Source organism: Ligilactobacillus equi DSM 15833 = JCM 10991, from assembly GCF_000615765.1.
Taxonomy (GTDB): domain Bacteria; phylum Bacillota; class Bacilli; order Lactobacillales; family Lactobacillaceae; genus Ligilactobacillus; species Ligilactobacillus equi.
The window spans coordinates 1-9862 of the sequence record NZ_BAMI01000064.1; the positions used below are offsets into that span (position 1 = coordinate 1).

The window sequence follows — 9862 nt, forward strand, 5'->3', positions numbered from 1 at the left end:
ATAATAAACCACCTACATTTTCAATCTTTCTATGGTTTAATTACAACGTATTTTTCGGTTAAATTCTACTTAATTCTATATTTTTATAAACAGTTAATCACTCCTCGGGATAGATTACCGTTTCATTATACCACTAAATCGCAGGTCTGCCATTAACTAAAAGAAAAAGCCGCAAAATTGCGACTTTTATCTTAAGAATTCCGATTTAAAATCTAATAGTACTTACTTTAAGTCTTGGTCTTTAACCAAGACCGGATTAGCTTTGCCTGGGTTTAATTCTGTAATACGTCCGGTTACAGAATAAATAATCCATTCTGCTAAATTAACAATGTGATCGCCAATTCTCTCTAAGAGACGAATAATAGTTAAATAGTGACTACCCATTTCAATACCCTTAGGATGGTCTTTCATCTTTTCGATAATGATTTTTTGTCCTTGAATATAAAGGCGGTCAATTTCAAGGTCGCAATTGGCTACTTCATAAGCATTTTGTTCATCAGTTTTAAGGTAAGCATCTAGAATATTTTCTAACATCCGCCGTAACTTCACCGTCATTTGACTAATGATTTCATCAATTTCTTGAGAATTTAACTTTTCTTCTAAAGCATCGACCAAAATTGTTTCCCGTGCAATATGCACCGCATGGTCGGCAATTCTTTCCACATCACTTGAAGCCTTGAGAATAGTAATTACTGTCCGAAAGTCAGCAGCGAGTGGTTGTTGCAAGGCCATCACTTTTAGAGCCCGCTTTTCTAAGGCCAGTTCTTCTTCATTCACTAGATCATCGTTTTCCTTAACCTTTTGAGCTAACTCTATGTCCTTATCGATAAAAGACTTTGTAGCAAGATAAATTTGCTCACTTGCATCAATTCCCATTTCCATGAAGCGACCACGTAATTTTTTTTGTTCATCTGCAAATATTTCGTTCATTGTCTTCCTCCATTTTTAATATTATACCAAGTTTTTAGCCAAAACGCCCGTTAAGATAGTCTCCAGTTTCTACTTTTTGTGGATTCATGAATAAGTCGGTCGTTTTTCCTGCCTCAATTACATATCCTCCCATCATAAAAACGGTTTGATCAGCAATTCGTGCAGCTTGTTGCATATTATGCGTTACCGCAATCATCGTGTATTTTTCTTTCAAAGCCAACAAAGTCTCCTCAACTTTCGCAGCGGATATTGGGTCTAAAGCACTCGTTGGTTCATCTAAAAGTAAAATTTCAGGTTCCACTGCTAATGCACGCGCAATACAAAGTCTTTGTTGCTGTCCCCCAGATAAGCCTAAAGCCGACTTATCCAAGTCATCTTTGACTTCATCCCATAAAGCAGCCTGTTTGAGGCTAGCTTCCACTTTAGCAGCAATTTTTGCTTGGTCTTTTTGACCCGCAACTCGTAAACCGTAAGCCACATTTTCAAAAATTGACATTGGAAAGGCTACTGGTTGTTGAAAAACCATACCAATCTTTTTACGCAGAGCTAACAAATCAGTCTGCTGATTATAGATGTCTTGTCCGTCAAGACTCACTAAACCTTCAATGTCAACAATCGGGTTATCATCGTGCATTCGATTTAACGCCCTCAAAAGTGTTGATTTCCCACACCCTGAAGGACCAATAAGTGCGGTAATTCCTTTTTCTTGAAACTCTAAATTTACACCATGTAAAACCTGATGTTTATTGTAAGAGATTACTAAATTTTCAACTTTTAACATAAAACTCCTATCCGAAATTCCCACTGAGATAATCCTGGGTAATCTCTAACTCTGGGGTCATAAACATTTTAGTCGTTGGTTGATATTCCATCAGACGCCCCTTATGGAAGAAGGCTGTATTATCAGCAATCCGTCCTGCTTGTTGCATACTATGAGTCACAATAATAATTGTGTGTTCTTTTTTCAAAGCTAACATCGTCTCTTCGACCTTGGCTGTTGCTAGTGGATCTAGAGCACTTGTTGGTTCATCCATGAGAATCACTTCTGGTTTTAAGGCTAACGCTCTAGCAATACAAAGGCGCTGCTGCTGACCACCTGATAAGCCCAAAGCTGATTTATCTAACTTATCTTTTACCTCATCCCATAGAGCAGCTTGACGTAAAACATCTTCTAAAATTTCCTCTTCAGTCGCCTTACTAAGATTTTGATCCCTAAGGCCAAATAAAATATTTTTACGAATAGATTTATAGAACGGATTAGGTTTTTGAAACACCATTCCAATTTGCCGCCGAATTTGGTAAACATTTGCTTCTGGTGCGTTTAAATTTTGACCGTCATACATAATTTTTCCCTTAACCTGGGCAATCCCATCATTAAGTCGATTTAAAGAGCGTAGAAGCGTAGACTTGCCAGACCCTGAAGCTCCAATTAAAGCCGTAATTTGATTTTTGGGAAAAACCATACTTACCTGACGGGAAACGTGGTTATCCCCATAAAAGACATCTACATCCTGTAAGCTTAAACTCTCTTGCCCCTTAGGTGTAAAAATTGCTCTCTTTTCTAAATCGTAAGCCTTCATTAACTATTTACCTCCCATCATTTTCTTTTGTAAATAACTTCCTAAAATCCGTGCTCCGGCATTAAAAATAATTACCATTAAAACTAAAACAGTGGCAGATGCAGCTGAAACTAACGCCGCATCTTGGACTAAGCCTTCCGAATTTAACTTCCAAATGTGAACTGCTAAGGTTTCGGCGGGGCGCATAATATTTAGAAAACTAGTTGAAGAAAAAGGATTCCAATTATTGAAATCTACTTGAGCAGGACTTTGACCAGCCGTAAATATTAAAGCTGCAGCTTCCCCAAAAATACGACCAGCCCCTAAAATCATCCCTGTAATCAAACTTGGTAAAGCAGCTGGTAAAATAATTTGGGTAATCGCCTTCCACTTAGAAAACCCAAGTGCTAAACCTCCCTGCATTTGCGTTTCATCAATTTCTGCTAACGCATCTTCAAAATTTCGCGTTAAAATTGGTAGATTAAAAATAGTTAATGCTAAGGCCCCCGCTAAGAGCGAAAAGCCCATTTGAAAGTTAACTACAAACAGTAAATAAGCAAACAAACCAACTACAATCGAAGGTAGTGATGATAAAACTTCAATTGTTGTTCGCACTAAATCAGTCAAACTATTTTGAGGCGCGTAAAAAGCTAAGAAAATAGCTGCCAGCAAAGCTAGTGGGGTTGAAATTACTAATGTTAAAAGTAAGATATAAAAAGAATCGAATAATTGGTTCCGTATTCCTCCTCCGGCTAGGAAGGCTTGAGATTCACTTCCTAAAAAATGCCAACTTAAATGCGGTAATCCCTTACCAATAATATAAACTAATAATAAAACTAAGGCAGCCACAACTATATAAGTTACTGTCTTAATTAAAGTTAAAACTAAACGATTCATTCTATGTGCATCCATTATTTTTTAGCCCCCTTACTTACTAGGCGTATCAAAAGATTGAAGATTAAAGACATCAATAATAAAATTAAGGCTAAAGACCATAAAGCATTATTTGGTAGGGTTCCAAAAATCGTATTCCCGATTCCCATAGTCAAAGTTGATGTTAGGGTTGAGCCTTGACTCAGGAGAGAATTTGGTACCTGTAAAACATTCCCGATTACCATTTGTACCGCTAGCGCTTCCCCGAAAGCCCGCGTCATGCCAAAGATAACTGCGGTTAATAATGCAGGTTTGGCAGCTTTTAAAACAATTTTATTAATTGTTTGAACTTGTGTAGCCCCTAAAGCTAAAGAAGCTTGGCGGTAATGTTTAGGTACGGCCTTTAACGCATCAATCATAAGAGAGGTAACGGTTGGTAAAATCATCAGCGTCAGGACTAAGACCCCTGTCAAAATAGAGAAACCTGTCCCACCAAAAGTTGTCCGGACTAACGGTACAATAATTTCAAGTCCTAATAAACCATAAACAACCGACGGAACCCCTACTAAAATTTCAATTAAAGGTTGAATAAATTTTGCTATTTTACCACTTGCCAACTCACTTACATAAATCGCCAATACTAAAGCTAATGGACTGGCAATTACTGCTGCAGTAAGGGTCACTAAAAAAGAGGTAACTAACATTCCCAAAGCTCCGACTTCTTGATGCGCTGGATCCCAATGACCAGCAAAGAAAAATTCTCGAAGACTCATTTTATCTTGGATAAACATCGTTAAGCCTTTGGCACCCACGAAAATCAAGATTGCTAAAACTAAGAAACACACCAAGCCAATTGCTAAACCCGTTAAGGTTTTGCCCCATAATTCTTCACGTTTTTGTCGCATTTTTTTCCCTCACTTTGTTTTTACATGGCCTTGGGCATCCTTGACCACTTTCATGTCTAATGGACTAATGTATCCTGCATCCTTAAGAACTTTACCTTGAACTCGATCGGATAAAATGTAGTCCAAGAATTCCTTAGTTAAACCTTTAGCAGGCCCATTGGTATACATGTGTTCATATGACCAAATTTTCCATGCGTTAGTGGTCACATTAGCTGCTTTAGCTGCAACACCATCAATTTTTAAAGCCTGTAAATCTTGGTTGATATAACCAAAAGCCAAGTAAGAAATTGCCCCTGGGGTATTAGCAACAATTTTTTGTACCGTCCCATTGGAATCTTGTTCCTGGGCATTAACGGCTTTCTTCCCTTGCAAAACTGCTTCTTCAAAAGTTTTCCGACTACCACTGCCTTGGGCGCGGTTAATAACCGTAATCGCTAAATTAGGACCACCAACTTCTTGCCAGTTAGTAATTTTTCCTGTGTAAATATCTTGAAGTTGTTGAAAAGAAAGACCTGTCACTCCTAAGTCACGACTTACAACTGGTGCTAGACCCACAACCGCAACTTTATGGTCAACTAAGTTTTTAGCATCGATTCCTTCTTTATTTTCAGCGAAAATATCCGCATTTCCAATTTCAACGGTTTTAGCTTGAACCTGACTAAGACCTGTACCTGATCCCCCACCTTGGACAATCATTTCAGCTTGAGGAGCTTTTTTTTGAAAATCTAGAGCTACTTCCTGCGCTAAAGGTTGCAAGGCCGTTGAGCCGACTAAAGTAATTTTCTGACGTTTAGGTTCTAAATCTGCTTGTTTTTTTAAATAGTAAAGGCCACCACATAACAAAATTAGGATAGCCAAGAGATAAAATTTCTTACTTTTCATAAAAATTTCTCCTGATCATTGATTTCAGTTTTAGAATAGCTAATCTATGTAAATCTTCCTTTTATCCTTTGTAAATTTTGTGTAAATAACACTTTGCAGAAGTAATTTTTTATCAAGTATGGCATAATAACAATAGTTATTATTCGGAAAGGAAAAGCCAGCATGAACAATAATTTTCTTTTACTGACTCAAGATAATGAACTTTATATTCAAATTACCAAGCAATTTACTGAACAACAATGGTTTGTTCACCACGTAACCACTGCCACTGCAACCATTACTGAACTACATCAACATCGTTTCATTGGTGTTATTTGGGATTTACGAACTTCTAATTTAGAAACATGTATTGGGACTATAGCTGTTATCCGACAAATTATGAATGGCCCTATTGTCTGTCTAACTAACGAACTTAGCTTCAAAGATAAACTCCGCCTTTATAAGGCCAAAGTTGACGATATTATCTTACTTACCGAAGAAGCACTCCTTGTTCCAGTCATCAAGCAACGTCTCTGGAACTACAATCACCATCTAGAAGCATCATCTAAAACTAAAGAAGAACCAAAAACAGGGAAAGTTATCCGTTTCGATGATTTAGAAATTAATTATGATCGTCGTCATCTCAAAATTAGAGGTCAAAAGATTGATTTAACTCCTAAAGAATTTAAACTTCTGACCTACCTTTATGAACATAAAAACCAAGTTCTTTCTCGGGAACAAATTCTTAATGGTGTCTGGCAATACGATATTGCTTTGGTAGGAACAAGTCGGATGGTTGATATTCATATTAGCCACCTCCGTGATAAAATTGAAAAACACCCCAAAAAACCGCAATACCTTAAAACGGTTCGCGGTTTTGGATATATGTTTGTTTTAGAATGATTACCAGCAATGTTTAGTATAGGCCATTTGCCAAAAAGCAACTTCGTAATAGCAACTTTTCTCAAAAGCTTCCTGCATGGTCGCGCAGACCTTAGGGGAAGCTTTTTGAGCATAACTTTCTACTATTTCTTGCATTTTTGAACTTCAAACTCCAACATTATACAATCAGTATACACCGAAATAAAAGCTGTAGATAAGGTGGAACTAGACAAAAATGAAAATTCGGTATATTCATTGAATTGCCACCTTATTAATCGGATGGATATGGAAAAAATTATGCGTGAGTATGCGCCAGAAATTAGGTTGTATCTTTAATTTGATATAGAAAAAATCAATCTAAGAATCTATATTTAGACTCTTAGATTGATTAAAAATTATTAAACACGGCGCTTCGTAAAGGAACCACTAAAAATAAGAAATTTATTTTTCTACAGTAAGTAGATATTGTGTTCTTCACAAATTCGGCGCATTTCTTCCGGCCAAATACTTGCTTGGACTTCACCAACGTGAACACGGCCTAAAAGCAACATGCAAACCCGGGATTGACCAATCCCCCCACCGATGGTGTAAGGTAATTCCCCGTTTAAAAGGGCTTTATGGAATGGCAATTCAGCACGATCTGTAGCTGTAGCTTTTTCAAGTTGTTCTGCCATAGCCTTTTCATCAACTCGAATTCCCATGCTAGAAATTTCGATAGCACATTGTAATGGTTCGTACCATAAGATAATGTCCCCATTCAAAGACCAGTCATCATAGTCAGGAGCCCGACCATCGTGACGCTCACCATTTGAAAGCGTGTCCCCGATGCGCATCAGGAAAACACAACCATATTTCTTGGCGATAAGATTTTCTCTTTCTTTAGGGTCCTTGTCAGGATACATTTGTAATAATTCTTCTGTATCAACAAATTTAATTTCATCTGGTAAGTGGTAAACCGCATCTGGGTAACGGTACCATACTTCGTGTTCCAAGTGCTTAAGCACACGGTAAATTTTCTTTACCGTTTCTTGGAGATATTCTACTGTTCTTTGGTCTTTAGTGATAACCTTTTCCCAGTCCCATTGATCGACATAATCAGAGTGGAAATTATCCAATTCTTCATCGCGACGAATGGCGTTCATATTAGTGTAAAGTCCCTCGCCAGGTTTGAAATCATATCTCTTTAAAGCCATGCGTTTCCACTTGGCAAGTGAGTGGACAATTTCGACAGTGTCGTCGGGTGCCCAAGGAACATCAAATGATACCGGTCTTTCTGTACCATTCAAATTATCATTCAAACCTGTCTTTCTTTCCACAAAAAGTGGGGCTGAGATTCTTTCCAAATTCATTTGCTTGCCAAACTCACTTTGGAATGTATCGCGAATATACTTAATCGCTTTTTCTGTTTCACGAACCGTCATTTTTGGATCGTAGTTATCAGGTAGTTGTAATGACATTACACTTTTTCCTCCATTCATCATATTTATTCGCCAGCAAATTTATGCCTAAATACGAATAATGTAGTCATTATATCACTTTATTCCCAGTTAAACCATACAATTTTTAAAAATCATCACTCCTTTGAGCAAAAAAATTTAAATCAAGAGTTTTTTTCGCTATAATTACTCGTAAACTAATTTTAGGAGTAATATTTTATGAAACCTTTAATCGCTATTGGGGGTATTCCTTTTGATCGCCCCATTGACCAACATTCCCGTAACATGATTTACTACATCCCACAGGGCTACATTCACGCGGTAGAAGCTGCTGGTGGTATTCCTGTAGTTATTCCGCCGTCTACTAACCTCAGTCAGGTTGACGTCTTACTGGAACGTGTTGATGGGATCCTTTTAGCAGGTGGCTCGGATGTTAGCCCGCTAAATTATGGCCAAGAACCGCACCCTAAATTAGGAGCTATCAATGAACGACGCGACCTTTTCGAAATTGAACTAGTCAAACAGGCGATGAAACGCAATATTCCAATCTTGGGAATTTGTCGTGGCTTACAAATTATTAACGTGGCCCTAGGAGGAACCTTATACCAAGATCTCTCCGAAAATCCCGCTTTCACGATCAAGCACCAACAATATGGCACTAATTGGGATACACCTACTCATAGTGTGAAACTTTTACAACCATCCATTTTAGATGAAGTTTTTGCCGACCAGAAAAGCCCTGTCGTTAATTCTCTCCACCATCAGGCTATTAATCAACTAGCGCCAGGAACTACGGCTTTAGCCCAAAGTCATGATGGTTTAATCGAAGCTTTCCAAGTTGATAATAAGGATGTTCTAGCTATCCAATGGCATCCCGAAGCTCAATATCTCCACGATGCCAACCAACTTAAACTTTTCTCCTGGTTAATCACAATGGCACAAAATTAAAAAAAACGCCTAAATTTTAAGAGATGCTTAAAATTAGGCTTTTTTTTGATAGAATAAGAGGTAATAACAAGCAAAGGAATGTTTTTCATGGCTCAATACAAAATGATTTTAGATCTCGATACAGGGATTGACGATGCTTTAGCAATTGCCTACGCTTTGGCAACCCCTGAGTGTGACTTAATCGGGATTGTTTCTTCTTACGGAAATGTTTTAGTGGAACGTGCCGCGCAAAATAGTTTAAACCTTTTAGAAATGCTAGGTCACCCAGAAGTTCCCGTTTTCAAAGGACTGGCTCACTCCTCAACTACCGATTCTTTTGAAGTTATGCCAATCAGTGCCCAAATTCATGGGGTAAATGGTGTTGGTGAAGTTGAAGTTAAAAAAGCTGCTCGACCAGTAGAAACTATGTCTGGCGTAGACTTCTTCATCCAAGCCGCCCACAAATATAAGGAAAACTTAATTATCGTGCCTACGGGTCCTTTAACTAACTTGGCTGCTGCAATTCAGAAAGATCCGGCCATCGTAGACCTCATCGGTAATGTCACCCTGATGGGTGGGGCCTTAACCGTCCCTGGCAACGTTACACCTGCCACCGAAGCTAATATTAACCAGGATCCCGCCGCCGCCGACGTTGTCTTTCGTAGTAACCTTAACTTAACCATGGTTGGTTTGGATGTTACCACCCGAACTCTCTTAACTACCAAAGAAACACAAACTTGGCGTGATTTAAAAACTGTCGCTGGTGAAAAATACGCCGATATCGTTGATTACTACATCGATGCCTATAAGGTAACCAGCCCACACTTAGGCGGTTGTGCTCTTCATGATCCTTTGGCCGTTGCCGTCGCCGTGGAACCAGACTTAGTTTCCACCTTAAGCCTCAATATGAAGGTGGAAACCGAAGGCCCCACTGTGGGACGAACCATTGGGGATCAAACCCGCATCAACGAACCAGCTCTGCACACTAAAGCTGCCGTTAACGTTGATAAGAAACGTTTCTTGACAGAATTTATGGAAAAATTGACTCAACTTTTCCAAGCAAACTAAAACCTAGGCGGTAAAGAGTATGTGGGAAAATATAAGTTTAGGACTCTACGCCTTTTGGTGTTTCCTCTTAATTTTTAAATTACTCGGTTCCCCACGTAACCGCCAGTTCCGTTATCGCCACGCCTTTTTTGGTCCTTACGCTTGGCATCGCAATATGCGTAATTGGATTTTAATTTTCGCAAGTTTACTCGGGGTGCTTTTTTTACCACTCCCTGTAATTTTCTGGCTAATCGCCGTTGTGGCTATTATTGTAGCCATTGCAGCTGCTTGGAACTTTGGAAATAAAGTTGGCAATCCCTTCGTTGATTTATGCTTACTTTTTGTGGGGGCCTACTTAGGTTACCTTATTATTAGCCACTTCGGGCTACATTAATACGTTAAAAGACCTGGACATGTCTTCAGTCCAGGTCTTTGTCAACTA

The 9862-nt window shown here is 38.7% G+C and carries 12 protein-coding genes; 4 read left to right on the forward strand and 8 right to left on the reverse strand.

Features of this window, described 5'->3' with window-relative positions; all coding sequences use genetic code 11:
- Nucleotides 1-222: 222 nt before the first annotated feature.
- From phoU to JCM10991_RS10325, 6 genes are read right to left on the reverse strand one after another with little or no spacing between them, the layout of a single operon-like run.
- On the reverse strand, nucleotides 223-930 hold the full coding sequence (gene phoU, locus JCM10991_RS10300; protein ID WP_025021426.1) for a phosphate signaling complex protein PhoU: 708 nt from the start codon (nucleotides 928-930) through the stop codon (nucleotides 223-225).
- A 34-nt stretch (nucleotides 931-964) separates the two neighbouring features.
- Entirely contained in the window at nucleotides 965-1711 is a 747-nt protein-coding gene (gene pstB / locus JCM10991_RS10305; RefSeq protein WP_023859182.1) for a phosphate ABC transporter ATP-binding protein PstB, read from the reverse strand.
- 7 nt (nucleotides 1712-1718) lie between these two features.
- The gene (gene pstB, locus JCM10991_RS10310; RefSeq protein ID WP_025021427.1) at nucleotides 1719-2510 is read right to left on the reverse strand and encodes a phosphate ABC transporter ATP-binding protein PstB; all 792 of its coding nucleotides are present in this window, start codon (nucleotides 2508-2510) and stop codon (nucleotides 1719-1721) included.
- 3 nt (nucleotides 2511-2513) lie between these two features.
- Nucleotides 2514-3401, reverse strand: a complete 888-nt coding sequence (gene pstA / locus JCM10991_RS10315; protein WP_025021428.1) for a phosphate ABC transporter permease PstA — start codon at nucleotides 3399-3401, stop codon at nucleotides 2514-2516.
- On the reverse strand, nucleotides 3401-4267 hold the full coding sequence (gene pstC, locus JCM10991_RS10320; protein WP_025021429.1) for a phosphate ABC transporter permease subunit PstC: 867 nt from the start codon (nucleotides 4265-4267) through the stop codon (nucleotides 3401-3403). The genes pstA and pstC overlap by 1 nt, the downstream gene beginning before the upstream one ends.
- A 9-nt stretch (nucleotides 4268-4276) precedes the next feature.
- Nucleotides 4277-5149: a phosphate ABC transporter substrate-binding protein gene (locus tag JCM10991_RS10325; RefSeq protein ID WP_023859178.1), complete on the reverse strand. Its 873-nt coding sequence runs from the start codon at nucleotides 5147-5149 to the stop codon at nucleotides 4277-4279.
- A gap of 162 nt (nucleotides 5150-5311) precedes the next feature.
- Between JCM10991_RS10325 and JCM10991_RS16320 the strand changes: the two genes are divergently transcribed.
- Entirely contained in the window at nucleotides 5312-6031 is a 720-nt protein-coding gene (locus tag JCM10991_RS16320; RefSeq protein WP_023859177.1) for a response regulator transcription factor, read from the forward strand.
- On the opposite strand, the gene JCM10991_RS15000 is transcribed toward JCM10991_RS16320, so the two are convergent.
- Together JCM10991_RS15000 and asnA are read right to left on the reverse strand one after the other, a co-directional pair.
- The gene (locus JCM10991_RS15000) at nucleotides 6032-6166 is read right to left on the reverse strand and encodes a thiaminase II/PqqC family protein (RefSeq protein ID WP_081781999.1); all 135 of its coding nucleotides are present in this window, start codon (nucleotides 6164-6166) and stop codon (nucleotides 6032-6034) included.
- A gap of 293 nt (nucleotides 6167-6459) precedes the next feature.
- Nucleotides 6460-7467 (reverse strand): aspartate--ammonia ligase, encoded by a 1008-nt coding sequence (gene asnA, locus JCM10991_RS10340; protein ID WP_025021430.1) that lies wholly within the window; start codon nucleotides 7465-7467, stop codon nucleotides 6460-6462.
- Between the two features lie 198 nt (nucleotides 7468-7665).
- Here asnA and JCM10991_RS10345 point away from each other — a divergent pair, with 198 nt between their 5' ends.
- From JCM10991_RS10345 to JCM10991_RS10355, 3 genes are all read left to right on the forward strand, one after another.
- A complete protein-coding gene (locus tag JCM10991_RS10345) occupies nucleotides 7666-8394 on the forward strand; it encodes a gamma-glutamyl-gamma-aminobutyrate hydrolase family protein (protein ID WP_025021431.1) in 729 nt (242 codons plus the stop codon).
- A gap of 87 nt (nucleotides 8395-8481) precedes the next feature.
- On the forward strand, nucleotides 8482-9441 hold the full coding sequence (locus JCM10991_RS10350; protein WP_025021432.1) for a nucleoside hydrolase: 960 nt from the start codon (nucleotides 8482-8484) through the stop codon (nucleotides 9439-9441).
- Nucleotides 9442-9460: 19 nt separating this feature from the next.
- Nucleotides 9461-9814 carry a hypothetical protein gene (locus JCM10991_RS10355; protein ID WP_025021433.1) on the forward strand — a complete coding sequence of 118 codons (354 nt, stop codon included), beginning with the start codon at nucleotides 9461-9463 and terminating at the stop codon, nucleotides 9812-9814.
- The last annotated feature ends 48 nt before the right edge of the window (nucleotides 9815-9862 follow it).

Excerpts from the sequence above, each read along its gene's own strand:
- JCM10991_RS10355 (WP_025021433.1), top strand. The coding sequence starts at position 9,461 with ATGTGGGAAAATATAAGTTTAGGACTCTACGCCTTTTGGTGTTTCCTC.
- pstA (WP_025021428.1), bottom strand. The coding sequence starts at position 3,401 with ATGGATGCACATAGAATGAATCGTTTAGTTTTAACTTTAATTAAGACA.
- JCM10991_RS16320 (WP_023859177.1), top strand. The coding sequence starts at position 5,312 with ATGAACAATAATTTTCTTTTACTGACTCAAGATAATGAACTTTATATT.
- phoU (WP_025021426.1), bottom strand. The coding sequence starts at position 930 with ATGAACGAAATATTTGCAGATGAACAAAAAAAATTACGTGGTCGCTTC.
- pstB (WP_023859182.1), bottom strand. The coding sequence starts at position 1,711 with ATGTTAAAAGTTGAAAATTTAGTAATCTCTTACAATAAACATCAGGTT.
- asnA (WP_025021430.1), bottom strand. The coding sequence starts at position 7,467 with ATGTCATTACAACTACCTGATAACTACGATCCAAAAATGACGGTTCGT.
- JCM10991_RS10325 (WP_023859178.1), bottom strand. The coding sequence starts at position 5,149 with ATGAAAAGTAAGAAATTTTATCTCTTGGCTATCCTAATTTTGTTATGT.
- pstC (WP_025021429.1), bottom strand. The coding sequence starts at position 4,267 with ATGCGACAAAAACGTGAAGAATTATGGGGCAAAACCTTAACGGGTTTA.
- JCM10991_RS10345 (WP_025021431.1), top strand. The coding sequence starts at position 7,666 with ATGAAACCTTTAATCGCTATTGGGGGTATTCCTTTTGATCGCCCCATT.
- JCM10991_RS15000 (WP_081781999.1), bottom strand. The coding sequence starts at position 6,166 with ATGCAAGAAATAGTAGAAAGTTATGCTCAAAAAGCTTCCCCTAAGGTC.
- pstB (WP_025021427.1), bottom strand. The coding sequence starts at position 2,510 with ATGAAGGCTTACGATTTAGAAAAGAGAGCAATTTTTACACCTAAGGGG.
- JCM10991_RS10350 (WP_025021432.1), top strand. The coding sequence starts at position 8,482 with ATGGCTCAATACAAAATGATTTTAGATCTCGATACAGGGATTGACGAT.